General features: G+C 68.0%; 22 protein-coding genes and 1 riboswitch. Of the genes, 2 read left to right on the top strand and 20 right to left on the bottom strand.

The features are described from left to right. Positions 1-12: 12 nt before the first annotated feature. The 8 genes from WFQ67_RS06660 to urtA form a co-directional block, all read right to left on the bottom strand. Positions 13-1056, bottom strand: coding sequence for an aliphatic amidase (locus WFQ67_RS06660; RefSeq protein WP_337056426.1), 1044 nt, complete (start codon positions 1054-1056; stop codon positions 13-15). A gap of 16 nt (positions 1057-1072) precedes the next feature. Then, positions 1073-1420, bottom strand: coding sequence for an FmdB family zinc ribbon protein (locus WFQ67_RS06655; protein WP_213628256.1), 348 nt, complete (start codon positions 1418-1420; stop codon positions 1073-1075). 85 nt (positions 1421-1505) lie between these two features. Then, positions 1506-2735 carry a formamidase gene (gene fmdA / locus WFQ67_RS06650; RefSeq protein WP_213628255.1) on the bottom strand — a complete coding sequence of 410 codons (1230 nt, stop codon included), beginning with the start codon at positions 2733-2735 and terminating at the stop codon, positions 1506-1508. A gap of 244 nt (positions 2736-2979) precedes the next feature. Continuing rightward, positions 2980-3669 carry an urea ABC transporter ATP-binding subunit UrtE gene (urtE, locus tag WFQ67_RS06645; protein ID WP_173178884.1) on the bottom strand — a complete coding sequence of 230 codons (690 nt, stop codon included), beginning with the start codon at positions 3667-3669 and terminating at the stop codon, positions 2980-2982. Positions 3670-3702: 33 nt separating this feature from the next. After that, positions 3703-4461 carry an urea ABC transporter ATP-binding protein UrtD gene (urtD, locus tag WFQ67_RS06640; protein WP_173178883.1) on the bottom strand — a complete coding sequence of 253 codons (759 nt, stop codon included), beginning with the start codon at positions 4459-4461 and terminating at the stop codon, positions 3703-3705. Further along, on the bottom strand, positions 4458-5636 hold the full coding sequence (urtC, locus tag WFQ67_RS06635) for an urea ABC transporter permease subunit UrtC (RefSeq protein WP_213628254.1): 1179 nt from the start codon (positions 5634-5636) through the stop codon (positions 4458-4460). Before urtC ends, urtD begins: the two co-directional genes overlap by 4 nt. 10 nt (positions 5637-5646) lie before the next feature. Further along, complete coding sequence (urtB, locus tag WFQ67_RS06630; protein ID WP_111260688.1) at positions 5647-6564, bottom strand: urea ABC transporter permease subunit UrtB; 918 nt, start codon at positions 6562-6564, stop codon at positions 5647-5649. A gap of 158 nt (positions 6565-6722) precedes the next feature. Beyond that, positions 6723-7955 (bottom strand): urea ABC transporter substrate-binding protein, encoded by a 1233-nt coding sequence (gene urtA / locus WFQ67_RS06625; protein WP_021219666.1) that lies wholly within the window; start codon positions 7953-7955, stop codon positions 6723-6725. 305 nt (positions 7956-8260) lie between these two features. Between urtA and WFQ67_RS06620 the strand changes: the two genes are divergently transcribed. Then, positions 8261-11659, top strand: a complete 3399-nt coding sequence (locus WFQ67_RS06620) for an ATP-binding protein (protein WP_337056425.1) — start codon at positions 8261-8263, stop codon at positions 11657-11659. A gap of 13 nt (positions 11660-11672) precedes the next feature. Continuing rightward, positions 11673-12332, top strand: coding sequence for a response regulator (locus WFQ67_RS06615; RefSeq protein ID WP_213628252.1), 660 nt, complete (start codon positions 11673-11675; stop codon positions 12330-12332). A 193-nt stretch (positions 12333-12525) separates the two neighbouring features. Here WFQ67_RS06615 and WFQ67_RS06610 read toward each other — a convergent pair whose 3' ends face one another. From WFQ67_RS06610 to ribD, 12 genes are all read right to left on the bottom strand, one after another. Then, complete coding sequence (locus WFQ67_RS06610) at positions 12526-13323, bottom strand: cobalamin-binding protein (protein ID WP_213628251.1); 798 nt, start codon at positions 13321-13323, stop codon at positions 12526-12528. Beyond that, positions 13323-13742, bottom strand: a complete 420-nt coding sequence (locus WFQ67_RS06605; protein WP_173178878.1) for an MFS transporter — start codon at positions 13740-13742, stop codon at positions 13323-13325. The genes WFQ67_RS06610 and WFQ67_RS06605 overlap by 1 nt, the downstream gene beginning before the upstream one ends. After that, positions 13739-14353: a GTP cyclohydrolase II gene (ribA, locus tag WFQ67_RS06600; RefSeq protein ID WP_021219661.1), complete on the bottom strand. Its 615-nt coding sequence runs from the start codon at positions 14351-14353 to the stop codon at positions 13739-13741. The genes WFQ67_RS06605 and ribA overlap by 4 nt, the downstream gene beginning before the upstream one ends. A 130-nt stretch (positions 14354-14483) precedes the next feature. Next, on the bottom strand, positions 14484-15134 hold the full coding sequence (locus WFQ67_RS06595) for a retropepsin-like aspartic protease family protein (protein ID WP_337056424.1): 651 nt from the start codon (positions 15132-15134) through the stop codon (positions 14484-14486). After that, a complete protein-coding gene (locus WFQ67_RS06590) occupies positions 15121-15897 on the bottom strand; it encodes a substrate-binding periplasmic protein (RefSeq protein ID WP_442969577.1) in 777 nt (258 codons plus the stop codon). Before WFQ67_RS06590 ends, WFQ67_RS06595 begins: the two co-directional genes overlap by 14 nt. 40 nt (positions 15898-15937) lie before the next feature. Then, the gene (locus tag WFQ67_RS06585; protein WP_173178875.1) at positions 15938-16441 is read right to left on the bottom strand and encodes a phosphatidylglycerophosphatase A family protein; all 504 of its coding nucleotides are present in this window, start codon (positions 16439-16441) and stop codon (positions 15938-15940) included. After that, on the bottom strand, positions 16434-17402 hold the full coding sequence (gene thiL, locus WFQ67_RS06580; protein ID WP_337056422.1) for a thiamine-phosphate kinase: 969 nt from the start codon (positions 17400-17402) through the stop codon (positions 16434-16436). The genes WFQ67_RS06585 and thiL overlap by 8 nt, the downstream gene beginning before the upstream one ends. A 19-nt stretch (positions 17403-17421) precedes the next feature. Then, entirely contained in the window at positions 17422-17895 is a 474-nt protein-coding gene (gene nusB, locus WFQ67_RS06575) for a transcription antitermination factor NusB (RefSeq protein WP_337056621.1), read from the bottom strand. A gap of 14 nt (positions 17896-17909) precedes the next feature. Next, positions 17910-18386, bottom strand: coding sequence for a 6,7-dimethyl-8-ribityllumazine synthase (gene ribH / locus WFQ67_RS06570; protein WP_111260678.1), 477 nt, complete (start codon positions 18384-18386; stop codon positions 17910-17912). 61 nt (positions 18387-18447) lie between these two features. After that, positions 18448-19542 carry a bifunctional 3,4-dihydroxy-2-butanone-4-phosphate synthase/GTP cyclohydrolase II gene (gene ribBA / locus WFQ67_RS06565; RefSeq protein WP_173178872.1) on the bottom strand — a complete coding sequence of 365 codons (1095 nt, stop codon included), beginning with the start codon at positions 19540-19542 and terminating at the stop codon, positions 18448-18450. 18 nt (positions 19543-19560) lie between these two features. Further along, positions 19561-20223 carry a riboflavin synthase gene (locus WFQ67_RS06560; protein WP_173178871.1) on the bottom strand — a complete coding sequence of 221 codons (663 nt, stop codon included), beginning with the start codon at positions 20221-20223 and terminating at the stop codon, positions 19561-19563. 210 nt (positions 20224-20433) lie between these two features. Then, a riboswitch (FMN riboswitch) is annotated at positions 20434-20608 on the bottom strand. Between the two features lie 153 nt (positions 20609-20761). Beyond that, entirely contained in the window at positions 20762-21871 is a 1110-nt protein-coding gene (gene ribD, locus WFQ67_RS06555) for a bifunctional diaminohydroxyphosphoribosylaminopyrimidine deaminase/5-amino-6-(5-phosphoribosylamino)uracil reductase RibD (protein WP_337056421.1), read from the bottom strand.

Here is a 21871-nt window from a genome sequence, read left to right as displayed (position 1 = left end):
AGCGCCGTCGCGCTAGCCCGCGACCTGCTCGCGCCCGCCGTGGGGCAACTCGCCCACCGGGCAGTCGGCGACACCGATGGTGCGGCGGGTGATCTTTTCCACATCGTCCCGGGCCTTCTCCGCATCCAGCACCCAGGTGCGGTAGAACTCGAAGGGGCAATCGGCCACGCCACGGTCGCCATCGCCGGAGTTGTAGACGCCGGTGTAGCCCCGGTGCAGCAGCTTGAACAGGTGGTTCTGCGACTGGTCGTTGGCCCGTGCGTCGCGGATCTGCGAGACCGACAGCTGGGCGTACTGGATGCCCATCTCCTCTTCGCCGCATTCGCCCAGGGTGCGGCCGTCGAAGCCGATGATCGCGGAGTGGCCGAAGTAGCTGTAGACGCCATCGAATCCGGCGGCGTTGGCCACCGCCACGTAGCAGTTGTTGGCCCAGGCCATGGTCTTGGCCATCAGCACCTGCTGTTCCTTGGCCGGGTACATGTAGCCCTGGCAGCGCACGATCAGCTCGGCGCCCTTCATCGCGCAGTCGCGCCAGATCTCGGGGTAGTTGCCGTCGTCGCAGATGATCAGGCTGATCTTCAGGCCCTTGGGCCCTTCGCTGACGTAGGTGCGGTCACCCGGGTACCAGCCCTCGATGGGGCACCAGGGGATGCACTTGCGGTACTTCTGCACGATCTCGCCACGGTCGTCGATCAGCACCAGGGTGTTGTAGGGCGCCTTGTGCGGGTGTTCCTCGTGGCGCTCGCCGGTGAGGGAGAAGATGCCCCAGGTCCCGGCCTCGCGGCAGGCGGCGGAGAAGATCGCCGTCTCCTCGCCGGGGATGGTGGCGGCGGTGGCCATCATCTCGTCGTGGTCGTACATGATCCCCATGGTGCTGTACTCGGGGAACACCACCAGGTCCATGCCGGGCAGGCCGAGCTTCATGCCCTTGATCATCTCGGCGATGCGCCGGGCGTTGTCGAGCACCTCGGCCTTGCTGTGCAGGCGCGGCATCCTGTAGTTGACGACGGCGACGCCGACGGTATCCGGGCTGCTGGAAATATCACCGTGACGCATGGGCTTCTCCTTCCGTTCAGTGGCTGATCATCCAGGGCCGCGCGCCGGGCTTGGTCTTCAGCGCGTGGGGGTTGGCCCTGGTCGGTGCCAGGGGCTTGTTCGGCGTGCAGCAACCGCAGCCTTTCGGGTGCTTGCGGTTCTCGCGGTACTCCTCGACGGTCTGCGGGGCGTTGGCGCTGCGCTCGTTGGCCGCGATGGCGCGGCGCTGGCTGCCGGCCAGGGTGGCCAGGCCGGGGGCGGAGAGGATGACCCTCGGCGCCGGCTCGTCGCACAGCGGGCAGGCGCAGGGGGCCTCGCGCTCGGCCATGGGGCGCAGGGCGGTGAAGTCGCCGCAGGTGGCGCAGTCGTATTCGTAGATGGGCATGCTGGGCTCCTCGTCTTCGCTCGATGTCCGCCGTCCCGGCGGGAGGTACGCCGTCCAGAGCAACCTCCCGCCGGGGCGGTGGAACTCACTTGTCCGGCGCGATGGGCAGGTCGACGCTGCCATCGAGGAAGCGGGTCGGGCCGGAGGCGTTGGGGTTGATGTCGAAGTCGAAGATTTCCGTCGGCAGCCACAGCGTGGCGCAGGCGTTGGGGATGTCCACCACCCCGCTGATGTGCCCCTGCACCGGCGCCGAGCCGAGCAGCGCGTAGCCCTGGGCGGGCGAGTAGCCGAACTTGGTCAGGTAGTTGATGGCGTTGAGGCAGGCCTGCTTGTAGGCGATGTTGACGTCCAGGTAGTGCTGCTTGCCGGACTCGTCCACCGAGATGCCTTCGAAGATCAGGTAGTTCTTGTAGTTGGGCACGATGGGGCTGGGCTTGAACACCGGGTTCCTGATGCCGTACTTGGCCATGCCGCCCTTGATCAGCTCGACCTTCATGTGCACCCAGCCGGCCATCTCGATGGCGCCGCAGAAGGTGATCTCGCCGTCGCCCTGGCTGAAGTGCAGGTCGCCCACCGAGAGGCCGGCGCCGTCGACGTAGACCGGGAAGAAGATCTTCGAGCCGCGGGACAGGTCCTTGATGTCGCAGTTGCCGCCGTGCTCGCGCGGCGGCACGGTGCGCGCGCCGGTCATGGCCGCCTTGTCGCGGGCCTCGCCGCGCAGCTTGCCCATGTGCGCGGTGGGCGCCATGGGCGGGTTGGCCAGGGGCGGCACGCGGGTCGGGTTGGTGTCGATCAGCGCCTGCTCGCGGCTGTTCCAGTCGGCGAGCATCTTGTGGTCCGGCAGGCAGCCGATCAGCCCGGGGTGGATCAGCCCGGCGAACTGCACGCCGGGGATGTGCCGGGAGCTGGTGAACATGCCGTGGAAGTCCCAGATGGCCTTCTGCGCCATGGGGAAGTGGTCGGTGAGGAAGCCGCCGCCGTTCTGCCGCGAGAAGAAGCCGTTGAAGCCCCACAGGGAATCTGGCTTGGCGCCGATGTCCAGCAGGTCCACCACCAGCAGGTCGCCCGGCTCGGCGCCCTTCACGCCCACCGGGCCGGAGAGGTAGTGCACGGTGGAGAGGTCGACGTCGCGCACGTCCGAGGCGTCGTCGTCGTTCTTGATCGCGCCGGCGGTCCAGTCGTAGGTCTCGAGGATGAAGTCGTCGCCCGGGTTGACCCAGCAGGCCATGGGGATGTCGGGATGCCAGCGGTTGTGGATCTGTTCGTTCTCGGTGGCGGCCTGGTTGAGGTCGACCTTGATCAGCGTTTCGGTCATGACGGTGCTCCTTGGCTCCTGGTGTTGGACGGGCGGTCTGGGCCGCGCTGGGAGCTAGTCTTGGCCGCCTGGCCGGGATCGGGAATACGTCGAATTACGTAGGTGGGAAGCGGCCGGGCGGGCGCGCGAAAGCCGTCGCCCGTGCGCGGGCACGGGGACGGCGTGGCGGGGACTCCCGGGCTGGAATCCGACGAGCCAGGTGATGGGTTTCGCTGCGCTCTACCCATCCTACGGGTGCCCTGGACTACACCGAGAGGTAGCGGCTGATGGTGGCCTCGTCGACCCGGTCGCGGGTTTCCTCGATCACGAAGCGGCCCTTCTCGATCACCAGGAAGCGGTCGGCGATCTCCATGGTGAAGGACAGCACCTGCTCGGAGACGACGATGGTCAGGTCGCGCAGGTTGCGGATCTCCTTCAGGCTGCGGGCGATGTCCTTGATGATCGACGGCTGGATGCCCTCGGTGGGTTCGTCCAGCAGCAGCACCTTGGGGTTGGTGGCCAGGGCGCGGGCGATGGCCAGCTGTTGCTGCTGGCCGCCGGAGAGGTTGCCGCCCTTGCGCGCGCGCATTTCGTGGAGCACCGGGAACAGGGCGTAGAGATCGTCCGGAACCTGGCCGTTGGCCGAGGCCGGCAGGCCGGTCTGGATGTTCTCCAGCACCGTCATGTGGGAGAAGATCATCCGCCCCTGGGGCACGTAGGCGATGCCGCGCTCGACGCGCTGGTGGGTCTCCAGGGCCGACACGTCCTGGCCGTCGACGCGCACCTCGCCGCCCCATTGCGGGAGGATGCCCATCAGGCTCTTGAACAGGGTGGTCTTGCCCATGCCGTTGCGCCCCATGACGGCGACGATCTCCTGCCTGGCCACGTTCAGGTCGAGGTCGTGGAGGATCTGGCTCTGGCCGTAGCCCGAGGTGAGCTTGCTGATCTGGAACATGCTGGACTCCTGATTGATGGCGAGGCCCGGGGCTCAATGCCCCAGGTACACCTCGATCACCTTCGGGTTGCTCTGCACCGCCTCCATGCTGCCTTCGGCCAGGACCTTGCCCTGGTGCAGCACGGTGACCTTGTGGGCGATGCTCTTGACGAACTCCATGTCGTGCTCGATGACCAGCACCGAGCGCCCCTGGCTGATGCGCTTGAGCAGCTCGGCGGTCTGCGCGCGCTCGCTGACGCTCATGCCCGCCACCGGCTCGTCGAGCATCAGCAGCTCCGGGTCCTGCATCAGCAGCATGCCGATCTCCAGCCACTGCTTCTGCCCATGGGAGAGCAGGTCGGCCTGGCGGTGCAGGTGCTCGCTGAGGAAGATTTCCCCGGCCACCTCCTCGACCCGGGCGATGACCTCGGCACTGCGCTTGAAGAACAGCGCGCCGAGCACCTTGCGCCCGGCCGGGTAGGACATCTCCAGGTTCTCGAACACGGTGAGGTTCTCGTAGATGGAGGGGTTCTGGAACTTGCGCCCGACGCCGGCGCGGACGATGTCGTACTCGCGCATGCGGGTCAGTTCGCGGCCGTCGAACTGGATGCTGCCGGCGGTGGCGCGGGTCTTGCCGCAGATCAGGTCGAGCACCGTGGTCTTGCCGGCGCCGTTGGGGCCGATCACCACCCGCACCTCGTTGCGGTCCAGGTAGAGGTTGAGGTCGTTGACCGCCTTGAAGCCGTCGAAGGACACCGTCAGGCCCTCGATGGCCAGCACCGGCTTGGGGCTTTCGAATCCGCTCGGGCTCATGGTGTGCGCTCCAGTTCACGGGTGTGGCTCGGGGCCGGGCTGGCGCTCGCCGCAGGCTTGGCGACAGGGGCTGCGGGCGCCTTGGCACGCTTGGCCAGCAGGCGCTCCAGGCGCGGGCGGCCGTGGCTCTGCCAGAGCCCGGCGAGGCCGTTGGGGAAGTACATGACCACGGCGATGAACAGGCCGCCCATCAGGTACAGCCACAGCTCGGGGAAGCTCTCGGAGAAGTAGGTCTTGCCGTAGTTCACCAGCAGCGCGCCGTACACCGCGCCGAGCAGCGACATGCGCCCGCCGACGGCGGCGAAGATGACCATCTCGATGGACGGCACGATGCCGACGAAGCTCGGCGACATGAAGCCCACCTGCAGGGCGAACATGGCCCCGCCTATGGCCGAGAAGCCGGCGGCCACGCAGAACACGAATATCTTGAAGCTGGCCACGTCGTAGCCGGAGAAGCGCACCCGTTCCTCCTTGTCGCGCATGGCCATGAGCAGGCGGCCGAGCTTGGAGGCGAGGATGAACTTGCCGATGACGATGCAGCCCAGCAGCAGGAAGGCGCTGATGAAGTAGAGGATCAGCTTGGCGCCGTCGGTGCGGATGTCCCAGCCCATCAGGGTCTTCAGGTCGGTGATGCCGTTGACCCCGCCGGTGAGTCCCTGCTGGCCGATGATCAGCACCGTGAGGATCATCGCGATGGCCTGGGTGACGATGGAGAAGTACACGTCGCCCACGCGCCGCTTGAACATCGCCAGGCCGATCACCGCCGCCAGCAGCATGGGCACCGCCAGCACCGCGACGAGGGTGAAGCCGAAGCTGTGGAAGGGCTGCCAGAGCAGCGGCAGCTCGGTGATCTGGTTCCAGTCCATGAAGTCCGGGATGCCGGGGGTGGACTGGATCCTGGTGCTCTCCGGGTCGGAGGCCTCCAGCTTGAGGAACATCGCCATGCAGTAGCCGCCGAGGCCGAAGAACACCCCCTGGCCGAGGCTGAGGATGCCGCCGTAGCCCCAGCACAGCACCAGGCCGACGGCGACGAAGGCGTAGGTGAGGTACTTGCCGACCATGTTCAGGCGGAAGGCATCCAGCACCAGCGGGAACACCACCAGGATCAGCGCGGCGAGGATCAGCAGGCCGATGGTGCCCTGCCGCCCGCCGAGGAGTTTGTCGATTGCGTTCATCTGCCGCCCCTCATTTACGGACTTTGATGGAGAAGAGCCCCTGGGGGCGCAGCATCAGGATCAGGATCACCGCCGACAGGGTCAGCACCTTGGCCATCGAGCCGCTCATGAAGAACTCGGAGATGGACTGCGTCTGGGCGATGGTGAAGGCCGAGGCGATGGTGCCGAACAGGCTCTGCGCGCCGCCGAAGACCACCACCAGGAAGGTGTCGACGATGTACAGCGAGCCGGCCGTCGGGCCGGTGGAGCCGATGGTGGTGAAGGCCGCGCCAGCCACCCCGGCGACACCGCAGCCGAGGGCGAAGGTCATGCGGTCGACCCTTTTGGTGTTGATGCCCACCGCGCGGCTCATCACCCGGTTGAGCATGGTGGCGCGCACCTGCAGGCCCCAGCGCGAGCGGTAGAGCATGAGGAAGAGCGTGGCGGTGAGCAGCACCGTGAGGCCCATGACGAACAGGCCGTTGCGCGGGATGTCGATGCTCTCGGTGGGGTTGAACGAGCCCATCAGCCATTCCGGCAGGGTGGCGCTGACCTCGCGCGCGCCGAAGATCGAGCGGAACGCCTGCTGCATCACCAGGGACAGGCCCCAGGTGGCCAGCAGCGTATCCAGCGGACGCTGGTAGAGCTTGCTGATCATCGCCCACTCCACCAGCCAGCCGATGGCCCCGGCGATGAAGAACGACAGCACGATGGCGAAGAAGAAGTAATAGGGCTGCATCGCCGGCGCGTAGTGGGTGGTCAGTGCCGACAGCAGGTAGGTGGTGTAGGCACCGATGGTGAGGAACTCGCCGTGGGCCATGTTGATCACGCCCATCTGGCCGAAGATGATCGCCAGCCCCAGGGCCATCAGCAGCAGGACGCAGAACACCGACAGCCCGTTGAAGCCCTGCATGGCCGCAATGGCGCCGAACTCAGATAGCCATTCCATAAGGTTCTCCGGAAGCGGGCGACGGCCTTCGCCGCCCGCCGGGGTTTGGGTTCAGGGTGAGGCGTGCCCCCGTATCCGGGGGCCCTTCAGGCTTCAAGCTTCAAGCTGCTTCTCGCTTGCCTCTTGCAGCTTGAAGCTTGCCGCTTGCAGCTCCCCGCTCACTGATACCCCTTGGGGAAGGGATTGGGTTCGATCAGGCCGGACTCGTAGACCACCTTGAACTGGCCGTCGGCCTGGACCTCGCCGATGCGGGTCTTGCTCCACAGGTGGTGGTTGTCGTGGACCTTCACGTAGCCTTCCGGCGCGGTGGTCAGCTCGATGCCCGGGGAGGCGGCGACCACCTTGTCGACATCGAAGCTGCCGGCCTTCTCCACGGCGGCCTTCCACAGCCAGGGGCCGAGGTAGGCGGCCTGGGTCACGTCGCCGATCACCGCGTCCTTGCCGTACTTGGCCTTGAAGGCTTCGACGAAGGCCTTGTTGTTGGGGTTGTCCAGGCTCTGGAAGTACTTCATGGAGGCGTAGAAGCCGGCCATGTTCTCGCCACCGATGCCGAGCAGTTCATCCTCGGTCACCGAGAGGGTCAGCAGGGTCTGCTTGGCGGCGGTGACGCCGGCGGCCTTCATCTGCTTGTAGAAGGCGACGTTGGAGCCCCCGACCACGGCGGCGAAGACCACGTCGGGCTTCTTCAGCTTGACCTTGTTGATCAGCGAGCCGAACTGGGTGTTGCCCAGCGGGTAGTACTCCTCGCCCACCACCTTGCCGCCGAGCACGTTCTCGATGTGCTTGCGGGCGATCTTCATCGAGGTGCGCGGCCAGATGTAGTCCGAGCCGATCAGGTAGAAGGTCTTGGCGCCCTTCTCCTTGGCCACCCAGTCCAGGCCCGCGAGGATCTGCTGGGTCGCCTCCTGGCCGGTGTAGATGACGTTCTTCGACTGCTCCAGGCCTTCGTAGAAGGTCGGGTAGTAGAGCAGGCCGTTCTCCTTCTCGAACACCGGCAGCACGGCCTTGCGCGAGGCCGAGGTCCAGCAGCCGAAGACGGTGGCGACCTTGTCGTTCACCAGCAGCTTCTTGGCCTTCTCGGCGAAGGTCGGCCAGTCGGAGGCGCCGTCTTCCTGGATGATCTTGATCTGCCGCCCGAGGATGCCGCCGGAGGCGTTGATCTGCTCGATGGCCAGGCGCTCGGCCTGGATCGAGCCGGTCTCGGAGATGGCCATGGTGCCGGTGGCCGAGTGCAGCTGGCCCACGGTCACTTCGGTGTCGGTCACGGCCAGGCCGGTGGTGTTGGCGTCGGCGGCCACCGCCAGTTGGCCGAATACCGCTGCGGCCATCAGCGACAGCGCGGCGGCGCCCAGCGCCAGCCGGCGCGGAAGAAAGCGTTTCGCACCCGTCATCAAGCTTGAATCCATGGTCCTGCTCCTCTGGTGGTTGGCGTGGTCGGCTCGCCTTGCGGGTACCGGCCTCGGTTCGGGGCAAGGATGCGTTCGGCCAGGGGGCGGGGGTATACGCACATTGACGTAGCGGCATACGTCATCTGACGTAGTGGCCGCTGCGCCAGCTTGGGGCATGCTGCGCTCGCAGACAGGCGCAAGGACGCGCGCGACCGCCCGGGAAGGCCGTGCCAGAGCGGTGCGCCCCCGGGGCCGGGGCGGGGCATGGAAGTTGCTGCACACGCCCATCGCCGCCCAGGAGCGCCGCCGTGCAACAGACCGGTACGCAACGCATCGCCAAGATCCGCCGCGACTACAACAGCTGGGTCGCCGACGAGACGCTGGAGGACTACGCGCTGCGCTATACGCCGCGCTCCTTCCGCAAATGGTCGGAACTGCGCATCGCCAACACCGCCCTCGGCGCCGTGTCCTTCCTCGCCCTGGAAGCCATCGGCGGCGCCCTGGCCATCAGCTACGGCTTCACCAACACCCTGTGGGCGGTGCTGGCGGTGAGCCTGGTGATCTTCCTCACCGGCCTGCCCATCAGCTACTACGCCGCACGCTACGGCGTGGACATGGACCTGCTCACCCGGGGCGCCGGCTTCGGCTACATCGGCTCGACCATCACCTCGCTGATCTACGCCAGCTTCACCTTCCTGTTCTTCGCCCTGGAGGCGGCGATCATGGCGCTGGCCCTGGAGCTGTACTTCGGCATCCCGCTGGCGCTGGCCTACGTCATCTGCTCGGTGATCATCATTCCCCTGGTGGCCTTCGGCATCACCCTGATCAACCGCCTGCAGATGTGGACGCAGCCGGTGTGGCTGGTGCTGCTGTTGCTGCCCTACGTCTTCGTCATCGCCAGGAATCCCGGGGCGCTCGGCGACCTGGCCAGCTTCGCCGGGCGCGACGGCGAGGCTGGTGTCTTCAACCCGCTGCACTTCGGCGCCGCCTGCACCGTGGCCCTGGCGCTGGTGACGCAGATCGGCGAGCAGGTGGACTACCTGCGCTTCCTGCCACAGAAGACCCGCGCCAACCGCAAGCGCTGGTGGGCGGCGATGCTCCTGGCCGGCCCCGGCTGGATCATCCCCGGCGCGCTGAAGATGCTCGGCGGCGCCTTCCTCGCCTTCCTCGCCCTGCAGCACGAGATCCCCCTGGATCGCGCCGCCGAGCCGACGCAGATGTACCTGGTGGCCTTCAACTACGTGTTCGCCTCGCCGCAGTGGGCGCTCGGCGCGATGGTGCTGTTCGTCATCGTCAGCCAGGTGAAGATCAACGTCACCAACGCCTACGCCGGCTCCCTGGCCTGGTCGAACTTCTTCGCCCGCATCACCCACAGCCACCCCGGCCGCGTGGTCTGGCTGGTGTTCAACGTGGCCATCGCGCTGATGCTGATGGAGCTGGGGGTGTTCGAGGCCATCGAGCAGGTGCTGGGGCTCTACGCCAACATCGCCATCGCCTGGATCGGCGCCCTGGTGGCGGACCTGGTGATCAACAAGCCGCTGGGCCTGTCGCCGCGCCACATCGAGTTCAAGCGCGCGCACCTCTACGACATCAACCCGGTGGGCGTCGGCGCCATGCTGATCGCCTCGCTGCTCTCGGTGCTGGCCCATGCCGGGCTGCTCGGCAGCATCGCCCAGGCGGCCTCGCCCATGGTGGCGCTGGTCTCGGCGATGGCGGTGGCGCCGCTGCTGGCCTGGCTCACCGGCGGGCGCTACTACATCGCCCGGGAAAGCGACCCGGCGCTGCTGCATCCGCTGCGGGAGAAGGTCGCCTGCACCCTGTGCAGCAACGATTTCGAGCGCGAGGACACCGCCTTCTGCCCGGCCTACGGCGCGCCCATCTGCTCCCTGTGCTGCTCGCTGGACGCCCGCTGCGGCGATGCCTGCAAGCCCCGGGCGCGGCTCTCGGAGCAGTTCGACGACCTGGTGCGCTGGCTGCTGCCCAACGCCTCGGTGCCACGCCTGCACACGCGCCTGGCCCATTACCTGGGGGTGCTGGCGGTGATCGTGATCCTGCTGTTCTGCGCCCTGGCGCTGATCTACAGCCAGGTTTCCCAGGGCCTTGAACACGCCCCGGCGGACGCCGCGCAAACGCTCTACCAGGCCTTCCTCAAGGCCTTCCTGACCCTCTCGCTGTTCGCCGCGATACTCGCCTGGTGGGTGGTGCTGACCCGCGAGAGCCGCCATGTGGCGCTGGAGGAGTCGAACCGCCAGACCACCCTGCTGATGCAGGAGATCGAGGCCCACCGCAAGACCGACGAGGCGCTGCAGAAGGCCAAGGAAGCCTCGGAGGCGGCCAACGCGGCGAAGAGCCGCTACGTCACCGGGCTTTCCCACGAGTTGCGCACGCCGCTCAACAGCATCCTCGGCTACACCCAGATCCTGCAGCGCGACGGCCTCACCCCGGAGCCGCACAAGGAGGCCCTGGCGACCATCTTCCGCAGCGGCTCGCACCTGTTGTCGCTGATCGACGGGCTGCTCGACGTGGCCAAGATCGAGGCCGGCAAGCTGCAACTGGAGCCGAGCGAGATCCCCTTCCCCGAATTCCTCCAGCAGTTGCAGCACATGTTCAGCCCGCAGGCCGAGGAGAAGGGCCTGGCCTTCCGCTACGAGCCCAGCGGGCGCCTGCCGGTGGTGGTGCGCGGCGACGAGAAGCGCATCCGCCAGATCCTCATCAACCTGCTGGGCAATGCCGTGCGCTTCACCGACAGCGGCGAGGTGCGGCTGCGGGTCAGCTACCTGCGCGAGACCGCCACCTTCGAGATCATCGACACCGGCATCGGCATCGCGCCGGACCAGATCGAGCGCATCTTCCAGCCCTTCGAACGGGGCGACCCGCTGCGCCAGGACAACGGCGTCGGGCTCGGCCTGACCATCACCCGCATGCTCATCGCGCTGATGGGCGGCGACATCCGCGTGCAAAGCCGGCCGGGCCAGGGCACCTCGTTCCAGGTGCGCCTGTTCCTGTCCGAGGTGCGCGTGCCGCAGGCGGTGGTGCACGTCGAGCACGACATCATCGGCTACCAGGGCGCGCGCCGCCGCGTGCTGCTGGTGGACGACCATATCGAGCACCGCCGGGTGCTGGCCGGCATGCTGGAGCCGCTGGGCTTCGAGATCGTCCAGGCCGCCGATGGCCAGGAGGCGGTGCGCCAGGTGGCCCTGCTGCACCCGGACCTGATCCTCATGGACCTGTCGATGCCGCACATGGACGGCTGGGAGACCAGCCGCCTGATCCGCCGCAACGTGCAATCGTGGGCGCCGATCATCGTCATTTCCGCCAACGCCTTCGCCGACGACCGCGAGCGCAGCGTGGCCGCCGGCTGCAACGACTACCTGGCCAAGCCGGTGCACACCCCGGCCCTGCTGGAGAAGATCAAGGAGCACCTGGGCCTGGAATGGCTCAAGCGCCCGCTCGAGGACACCCGCGCCGAACGGGACGGCGAGCGGCCCTCGCCCGCCGCCCTGGAGGCGCTGCGCGAGCTGAGCGAGCTGGGCCACGTGAAGGGCATCCTCGAACGCCTGGACGCCATCGAGCGCGAGGAACCTCGCAGCGCCGCCTTCCTCGCCGGCCTGCGCCAGCGCGCGCGGCGCTTCCAGCTCAACGAGTTCAATGCGCTGCTGAAAGCGGCCGGCAGCCCCACCCCCCGCGTCGACCTGGCGCGCGAATAGACAGGAGGAGACCATGCACAGCCCGAGCCGTGACAGCGCCGTGGTGCTGATCGTCGACGACACCCCGGACAACCTCGCCCTGCTCAGCGATGCCCTCGACGCCGCCGGCTACATGGTGCTGGTGGCGCTGGACGGCGCCAGCGCCCTGGAGCGTGCCCAGCGCAGCCAGCCGGACGTGATCCTGCTGGACGCGATGATGCCGGGCATGGACGGCTTCGAGACCTGCCGCCGGCTCAAGGCCAGCGGCGAGACGGCGGACATCCCGGTGCTGTTCATGACCGCGCTGACCGAGAGCGAGCACGTGGTGGAAGGCTTCGCTGCCGGCGGCATCGACTACGTGACCAAGCCGATCAAGCCCGACGAGGTGCTCGCCCGCGTCGCCGCCCACCTGCGCACCGCCCGCGCCCTGCAGGCCGTGCGCAACGCCCCGGCGCCACGCCCGGCCCTGGACGACGAGCAGACCCAGGAGGCGCTGGCCTCGCGCTTCCAGCTCACCGGCAGGGAAATGGAGGTGCTGCACTGGGTGGCCTGCGGCAAGACCAACCGCGACATCGGCGACATCCTCGGCCTCAGCCCGCGCACGGTGAACAAGCACCTGGAGCACGTCTACGTGAAGCTGGGCGTCGAAACCCGCACCGCCGCGGCGGCGGTGGCGATGTCGGCGGGACGTTGATGCTCCTTTTGAAGCCAGGCGATGCAAGGGTGGGTGACGCTCTTTTCATCCGCCATCGAGGTGCCGACCAGCCTCGGTGCCAAACCCATCGATCCCTGCCTGCCCATGGTGGATGGGTGAAGCGTCATCCACCCTACAGCCCGCTGGGTGCTCGCTGCGGATGGCGTCGTTCGTAGGCTGCGTCGGGCGGCGCTCAACGAGCGCTGGCGAGGCGCTCGCAGAGCTTCCGGGTGGCGTCGAGCATCTGGAAGCTGGGGCGCTCCAGGCCGCGGTCGGGCACCGGCCACACCTGGCCGGCGGCGACGGCGGGGATCTGCGGCCAGGCCTGCCAGGCGGCGGCCTGGGCCGGTTCGCTGACGAGGATGACGCGGGGCTGGCGCTGCAGGACGGATTCGATGCTGACCTGGGGCGCGGGCAGGCGCTGGTCGGCGAAGACGTTCTCGGCGCCGCAGATGCGCAGGGCATCGCTGACGATCTGCCGCCCGCCGAGGGTGTACAGCGGTTTGTCCCACACCTGGTAGAACACCGGCAGCGGCACGTCGCGGCGGTACGTACCGCGCAGCTCGGCGAGCCCGGCGGCGAAGCGCCGGCTGAGCTCCCGGCCGCGTTCGGCTCGCCCTACCCGCTCGCCGACTTCGGCGAACAGCCCGGCGAGTTCGTCGAGTTCGCGCGGTTCCACCTGCAACTGTGCGATGGGGGTGCGGCGCAACTGTTCACGCCCGGCGGCACCGACGCTGTCGGGCCACAGCAGCACGAGGTCGGGCTCGAGTGCCAGCAGGCTTTCGATCTCCAGCTGGCCGTAGCGGCCGACGCTGGGCAGGTCGGCCAGCAAGGCCGGACGCTCGCCGCCATCGAGCACGCCCACCAGCAGGTCGCCGGCGTCGAGTTCGAGCATGATTTCGGTCAGGGAGGGGGCGAGGCTGACGATGCGCAGCTGCGCCGTCGCCGACAAGGCCAGGCACAGCAGCAAAGCACCGAGCAGGCCGCGCATCAGGCCAGTTGGCGGGGTATGCGGTAGAGGCTGAAGATCACCACGCTGCCGAGGGCCAGCAGCACCAGGGCCACGGCGTTGAGGCCGGCGAACACGGCCACCGCACCGATCCAGGCCGGCAGGCCGGCGCCGAGGAAGGCGACGCGACGGGCGCTGGCCAGGGCAATCCAGGCGGCGGGCTCTTCTTCGCTGTCGAGGGCTTCCTCGGTGGCGATCAGGGCGCGCTTGTAGCCGCGGAACAGCGGCAGGCTGATGAACATGGAGATCATCGCCGCCAGGAACAACGGCATCTCCAGGGCGGGGAACACCGGCTCGCCGGAGCCGAACAGCAGGTTGAGCACGAACAGCGGGGCCAGGGCGATGGCGAGGTAGGCCCACCATTCCAGGCCCAGCTTGCGGCGCACCTGGTTGCGGGTCATAGCTCGACTTCACCCTGGTGCAGGCTGCCGAGCATGTGGCCGAGCTTGCCGGCCTTGGTCGCCAGGTACTTCTTGTTGTGCGGGTTGAGGCCGGTCTGCAGCGGCACGCGTTCGGCGACGCGGATGCCGAAGCCTTCCAGAGCCTTCACCTTGCGCGGGTTGTTGGTCATCAGCTTGATACCGGAGATGCCCAGGTGGTCGAGCATCGGCAGGCAGATGGCGTAGTCGCGCTGGTCGGCACCGAAGCCCAGGCGCTCGTTGGCTTCGACCGTGTCGGCGCCGCCGTCCTGCAGTTCGTAGGCGCGGATCTTGTTCAGGAGGCCGATGCCACGGCCTTCCTGGCGCAGGTAGAGCAGCACGCCACGGCCTTCCTCGGCGATGGCGCGTAGGGCGGCCTCGAGCTGGAAGCCGCAGTCGCAGCGCAGGCTGAACAGGGCGTCGCCGGTCAGGCATTCGGAATGCAGGCGGCCGAGCACCGGGGCGCCGTCGGCGAATTCGCCCATGGTCAGGGCGACGTGTTCCTTGCCGCTGGCCTGGTCGAGGAAGCCGTGCATGGTGAACAGGCCGAAGGGCGTGGGCAGTTGGGAGGCGGCGACGAAGACGACGGACACCACGGATCTCCTGGGGTTTCGAAAGGCCGGCATTGTATCAGCAGCATTAACCGGCCGGTCAGACTGAATAGTTGGGGATAAGGATCGAAACGCTAGGACCATCGCGCCCGCGAGGCCCGCCGAACCTCACCTAGATCTTCGATTCCAGCAGCAGCACGCCCTGGTCCTCGCGCCAGCGCACGCGGTTGAGGAAGCTCATGCCCAGCAGCACGTCGACGGGCGCGTCGCCCTCGACCACGGCGCCTTCGACGCCGAGCACTTCCAGCGGCCCGACCTTGACCCGGTCGAAGACCACCCGCCAGGCACGCACGGTGCCGGAGGCGGTGCTGGCGGTCATCGGCTTGCCGGTGACGCGGTAGTCGATGCCGAGGATGCGCGCCTGGTTCTCGCTCATGGCGACGGTGGAGGCACCGGTGTCGACCATGAACTGCACGGGATGGCCTTCGATGGCGCCGGCCACCATGAAGTGGCCGTTGTTGCCACGGGCGATGCTCATCTGGGTCTTCTGCGGGGCGCTGGCGCCGGCCTGGTTGTACTCGCGGGACAGTTCGTAGGTGCGCTCGATGCCGCCGACGCGCAACACGGCGCCACGGCTGCTGGCGCTGACCACCTCGACGCCGCCGGGGCCGGTCTGGCCGACCTTCACCAGCTTGCGCTGGCCGTCGACGCTGATCACCGCGGCGTTGGGGAAGAGGCCGACCACCTGCACCTGGGGTTCGGCGTGGAGGGCGCCGCAGTACGCCAGCAGCAGGCCGGCGCAGAGCAGATCAGGGCGACGCATGGGTGTTCTCCGGTTCCGGGTCGAAGGGATAGGGCTGGCCCCAGTGGGCGAATACGGCGCGCAGTTCGCCGCTGTGCACCAGGCGCGCCATGCGCTCGTCGAACAGCGCGGCGAACTCGCGCCCCCGGGCCGTGTCGCCGAAGCCGACGTACAGCTTGAGCTGGGTCAGGTAGGTGACGCGGTACTTATCGGGGGTCGAGCTCTGGCGCAGTACATCGTCGATCTCGGTGCGCGCGTCGATGTAGTAGTCGGCGTGACCGAGGTCGAGCATCGAAAGGATACCGCCCCGGCGCTCGATTTCCTTGAAGTGGGTCAGGTTCGGCAGATAGCGCTCGTATCCGTAGCCACGCATCCATACCAGGCGGTACTGCCCGAGCCCGGCCAGGTTCGGCAACGGCGAGCCGCGCAGGGCCAGTGCGCTGATGCGATCGGCATCGTAGTTCCAGCGGGGGTAGAGGGCCCAGGGCACTTCGTCGCGGTAGGAGCCGACCCAGGCGTCCGCCTCGCCACGCTTCACCAGGCCGATGGAGCGGGTATAGGGCACGGAGCGGATGCGCAGGCGCACGCCGACCGGCTCGAAGACCTTGCGCAAGACGTCCCAGCCGAGCCCGGTACCGTCGGAGTCGGTGTGCGCGGCCCAGACCTCCGCGGCGATGACCACTTCCGCCGGGCCCGCCCCGGGCACATCGCCCGGCCCGTCCGTGGCAAGCACCCAGGGCGCCGCCATCATCGCCAGCAGACCGATCAACCAGCCGCGCATCATCACTCCCGCTCCGCTCCTGCCAAATGCCCGCCTGGCCGGACTAGCCCAGGCCCCAGACGATCAGTTGCATCGCCAGCCAGGCGAAGACGCCGGCCAGCACGTCGTCGAGCATGATGCCGACGCCGCCATGGACATGCCGGTCGATCCAGCGGATCGGCCAGGGTTTGAGGATGTCCATGAACCTGAATACCAGGAAGCCTAGCAGCAGCCACTGCCATCCCTCGGGCACCAGCCAGAGGGTGATCCACATGCCGACCATCTCGTCCCAGACGATGCCCTCGTGGTCGTGCACGCGCAGGTCGTCGGCGACCTTGCCGCACAGCCAGAAGCCGAACAGCATGGTCAGCCCGAGCATCAGCCAGTAGCCCCAGTCGGGCAGCATCTGCCAGAGCGGAATGAACGGCAGCGCCACCAGCGAGCCCCAGGTGCCGGGGGCCTTGGGCAGGGTCCCGGAGCCGAAGCCGAAGGCGAGGAAATGCCAGGGGTTGCGCCAGACCGAGGGCGGGACCGGCTGGGCCGGCGCTTGCTGCGGATGATCAGTCACCTTGACTCCCGAAGTGTTGAAAGCCCCGTGCCGGCGGCAGGATTTCCCCACCGTCGGCATCGAGCAGGTGCACGCCCACGCCCGTTTCGACGCGGCCGATGACGGTTACGCCGGGCCAGGCGGCCTGCAGGCTCGCCAGGTGTTGCGGCGGCAGGGTGAAGACCAGGCGGTAGTCGTCGCCGCCGGCCAGTGCATGGTTCAGGGCGGGCTCGCGCGGGTAGAGCGCGCGCAGCCCGGCAGATAGCGGCAGGCGCTCGCGCTCCACCATCAGCGCGACAGCGGAGGCGACGGCGATGTGCCCGCAATCGGCGAGCAGGCCATCGGAAATGTCCAGCGCCGCGCTGGCCTTGCCGCGCAGGGCGAGGCCGAGGCCGATCTGCGGCGGTGGCGACCAGTAGTGAGCGAGCAGCGCACGGGCCTCGTGGCTGTCGTCGTCGCGCTCGCCGAGCACCAGGGGCAAGGCGCCGGCGCCGTCGCCCAGGCTGCCGCCGACGCAGAGCAGGTCGCCGGGACGGGCGCCGGCACGGGTCAGGGCCTGGCCGGCGGGCACGCGGCCGAACACGGTGAGGGTCAGGCTCAGCGGTCCACGGGTGGTGTCGCCGCCGATCAGGGCGATGGCGCAGTCGCGGGCCATGGCGTCGAGGCCACGGGCGAGCCCCTGCAGCCAGTCCGCATCGGCGGTCGGCAGGGTCAGGGCGAGGGTGAAGCCGACGGGCGTGGCGCCCATCGCGGCCAGATCGCTGACGGAAACCGCCAGGGCGCGCTGGCCGAGCAGGAAAGGGTCGCAGTCCAGGGGGAAGTGCACCCCGGCGACCAATGTATCGGTGGAGACCGCCAGTTGCTCACCGGCTGGGAGTTGCAACAGGGCGCAGTCGTCGCCGATGCCGAGCGCGATGCCCTCGCCAGCCGCTGCGCAGGCAGCGGTGGCGAAGTAGCGACGGATCAGCTCGAACTCACCCATTCATCGAGGGCGCGGGCGCTCAGCGCTTGGCGCCACGGACCTCGGCGGCACGCAGCAGCGGTGCCAGCTTGTCCAGCACGCCATTGACGAACTTGTGCCCGTCGGTGGCGCCGAACACCTTGGCCAACTCGATACCTTCGTTGATCACCACGCGGTAGGGCACGTCGATGCGGTTGCGCAGCTCGTAGGTGGAGAGGCGCAGCACGGCGAGCTCGACCGGATCGACCTCCGCCAGGGGCCGGTCCAGGCAAGGCGTGAAGACCTCGTCGATCTCGGTCACCTGGCGCGGTACGCCGTGGAGGATCTCGTGGAAGTAGGCACCGTCGACGGCCGCGAAATCGTTGTCGACGCGGAACTGCGCCTCGATCTCGTTGAGCGGCTGGCGGGCGATGTGCCACTGGTACAGGGCCTGGACGGCCAGGCTGCGGGCCTGGCGACGGGCCGCGGTCTTGCCCTTGGCTACGGGCTTCTTGCCTTCGTCCGGGTTGTCGATGTCGCTGTTGAAACTCACTTGGCCTCCAAGGCCGCCAGCAGGCTGACCATTTCGAGGGCGGACAGGGCGGCTTCGGCGCCCTTGTTGCCGGCCTTGGTGCCGGAGCGTTCGATGGCCTGCTCGATGGAGTCGACCGTCAGCACGCCGAAGGCGACCGGTACGCCGAACTCCATGGACACCTGGGCCAGGCCCTTGGTGCACTCACCGGCGACGTATTCGAAGTGCGGGGTGCCGCCACGGATCACGGCGCCGAGGGCGATGATCGCTGCGTATTCGCCGCGCTGGGCGACTTTCTGCGCCACCAGCGGGATCTCGAAGGCACCCGGTGCACGGATGATGGTGATGTCGCTTTCATTCACGCCGTGGCGTACCAGGGCGTCTACGGCGCCGCTCACCAGGCTTTCTACGACGAAGCTGTTGAAGCGGCCGACCACCAGGGCGAAGCGGCCTTTGGGGGCGATGAAGGTACCTTCGATGGTCTTCAGGGTCATGGCGAGTTCTCGTTCATTAAAGAGCGAGGGCGCGTTCACGGCAGGTGACGCGCCCTACGGGTCATTCAGCGGGCAGGTATTCTACAACTTCCAGGTCGAAACCGGATATCGCATTGAACTTCATCGGCGAACTCATCAGGCGCATCTTGCGCACACCGAGATCGCGAAGAATCTGCGAGCCGGCCCCGACGGTGCTGTAGGTCGCGGGGTTGGTGACCTTGGCATCGCTGCCCAGCTGGCGTTCCAGGTGCGCCAGCAGCTGCGGGCCGGTCAGCGGGTTGCCCAGCAGCAGCACGACGCCGCTGCCGGCCTTGGCCACTTCCTTCATCGCCGCGCGCAGGCTCCAGCGACCTTCCTGGTTGACCATGAACAGGTCGCGCAGCGGGTCCATGTTGTGCACGCGCACCAGGGTCGGCTCTTCCGGGCTGATGGTGCCCAGGGTCAGGGCCATGTGCACGTCGCCTTCGACGGCGTCGCGGTAGGTCACCAGGTTGAACTGGCCCAGCTCGCTGTCCAGCGGCTGCTCGGCGATGCGCTCGACGGTGCGTTCGTGGATGAGGCGGTAGTGGATGAGGTCGGCGATGGTGCCGATCTTGATCCCGTGCTCGGCGGCGAAGGCCTCCAGCTCGGGACGACGGGACATGGTGCCGTCGTCGTTCATCACCTCGCAGATCACCCCGGACGGCTCGAAGCCGGCCATGCGCGCCAGGTCGCAGGCCGCCTCGGTGTGGCCGGCGCGGGCCAGCACGCCGCCGGGCTGGGCCATCAGCGGGAAGATGTGGCCTGGGCTGACGATGTCGTCGGCCTTGGCGTTCTTGGCGGCGGCGGCCTGCACGGTGCGCGCGCGGTCGGCGGCGGAGATGCCGGTGGTGACGCCCTCGGCGGCCTCGATGGAGACGGTGAACTTGGTACCGAAGCCGGAGCCGTTGCGCGGCGCCATTAGCGGCAGCTTGAGGGTCTCGCAGCGTTCGCGGGTCATGGGCATGCAGATCAGGCCACGGGCGAAGCGCGCCATGAAGTTGATGTGCTCGGCCTGCACGCACTCGGAGGCCATGATCAGGTCGCCTTCGTTCTCGCGGTCCTCGTCATCCATGAGGATGACCATCTTGCCCTGGCGGATGTCTTCGATCAGTTCGTCAACGGTATTGAGAGCCATGGGCCCTCCTTAATGGATTCAGTGTTTGAGGTAGCCGTGTTCGGCGAGGAAGCTTTCGGTCAGGCCCGAGGCGGCGGGCTCGGCGGCCTTGTCGCCGAGCAGCAGGCGTTCCAGGTAGCGCGCCAGGAGGTCGACCTCGAGGTTGACCTGCCGACCCGGCCGGTAGTCGGCCATGATGGTCTCGTCCAGGGTGTGCGGGACGATGGTCAGCTCGAATTCGGCGCCATTGACCGCGTTCACCGTCAGGCTCGTGCCGTCGACGGTGATCGACCCCTTCAGGGCTATGTATTTCGCCAGTTCACGCGGTGCACGGATCCGAAATTGCACGGCACGGGCGTTGTCTTCCCGTGCCACGACCTCGCCAACGCCATCGACATGACCGCTGACCAGGTGCCCGCCGAGGCGGCTGGTGGGGGTCAGGGCCTTCTCGAGGTTGACCTTGCTGCCGGTCTTCAGGTCGATGAAGGCGGTGCGGGCCAGGGTCTCGCGGCTCACATCGGCCCAGAAGCCGTCGCCGGGCAGCTCCACCGCGGTGAGGCAGACGCCGTTGACCGCGATGCTGTCGCCGAGCTTGACGTCACCCAGGTCGAGCTTGCCGGTGGCCACGTAGACGCGCACGTCACCGCCCTTCGGGGTGAGCGCACGGATGCTGCCGATCGCTTCGATTATGCCGGTGAACATGGGACCTCCACTGCAGGGGAACGGCCGGGGCACGAGGCCCGGGAACGCATTATAGGCACCCGGAAAACCGCCGCGGACATCCACGCAGACGATGCTGCGAGCGCCGGGAGAAAGGTATGGGACATCGTTGGACTCCTGTTTATGGAAAAACAGGGCACGTTGGATCGAAAGGGACTTCGCAGGCGTGCAGGCGCACGCCCAGGCAGGCAATCCCGTTCTCTCTTCATCCGGACTATGACCGTCGGCCCCGGGATCACACCGGGTCTGCTGACCTCATCCGGGACTATCCGCTGCTGGCAGTCGGCTGTCCGGATGAGCGCTCGCGGGCTATGCGCAACGCGCAATTACCGCCGGTGGGGACTTTCACCCCGCCCTGAGAACGATTCGGCCACTTGCGTGGCCGAGGCGAGTTTTTAACACAAGGAGGGGAAAGGGGAAAGCTGCAAGCTGCAAGCTGCAAGCTGCAAGCTGCAAGCTGCAAGCGACAAGTGTGCCGGCTTCTAGCTTCTAGCTTCTAGCTTGAAGCTTGCCGCTGCCTTCACAAAGGCACCGCAATGATCCGCCAGTCATCCCCGACCGGGCGAATGCCGAGGATCTTCAACTGCGGCGCCTCGGCCATCCGCGCCAGGGGCCAGTCCAGCAAGGGCCTGGCGCTGGAGCCGAGGAAGCGGCCGGCCATGAAGATCTGGTACTCGTCCACCAGCCCGGCACGGGCGAAGGCGCCCGCCAGGCGGGGGCCGGCTTCGACCAGTACCTCGTTGGCGCCGCGCGCGGCCAGCTCGCCCAGCAGGCGCTTGAGGTCGACGTGGCCGTTGCTGCCCGGCACCGCCACCAGTTCGTGGCCGTCGTCTTGGAAGCGGTCGCGCGCGGCGGCAGCGGCACAGGTGGCCACCAGCGCCGGCCCGGCCTGGAAGAAGGGGGCGGACAGCGGCACGCGCAGGCGGCCGTCGACCAGCACGCGCAGCGGCGGGCGGTCCAGCGCCAGCGCGGTGAGTTCGGCATTCAGGCCCAGTTCGTCGGGGCGCACGGTAAGGCGCGCATCGTCGGCGAGCACGGTATCGGCACCGGTCAGCACCACGCTGGCACGTGCGCGCAGGCGCTGCACGGCGGCGCGGGCGGCAGGGCCGGTGATCCACTGGCTCTCGCCGCTGGCCATGGCGGTGCGACCGTCCAGGCTCATCGCCAGCTTGACCCGGACGAAGGGCAGCCCCTGCTCCATGCGCTTGATGAAGCCGGCATTGAGTTCACGCGCCTCGACCTCCAGCACGCCGCTCTGCACGGCGATGCCGGCCTGCATCAGGCGCAGCAGGCCACGGCCGGAGACTTCGGGGTTGGGGTCCTGCATGGCGGCCACCACACGGGCCAGCCCGGCATTCACCAGGGCGTCGGCACAGGGCGGGGTGCGGCCGTGGTGGCTGCAGGGTTCGAGGGTGACGTAGGCGGTGGCGCCGCGGGCCTTGTCGCCGGCCTGGCGCAGGGCATGGACCTCGGCGTGGGGCTCGCCGGCACGAGCGTGCCAGCCCTCGCCGACGATGCGCCCGTCCCGGACGATCACGCAGCCGACACGAGGGTTGGGGTGCGTGGAGTACAGGCCCTTGCGGGCCAGCTCGAGTGCGCGGGCCATGAAGGCCTGATCGTTCTGGGTCAT

Origin of the sequence: Pseudomonas sp. USHLN015 (genome assembly GCF_037153275.1) — a bacterium.
GTDB classification, from domain to species: Bacteria; Pseudomonadota; Gammaproteobacteria; order Pseudomonadales; family Pseudomonadaceae; genus Metapseudomonas; species Metapseudomonas tohonis.
The sequence above is the reverse complement of the archived record's forward strand: the minus strand, read 5'-3'. Positions and strand labels throughout refer to the sequence as shown.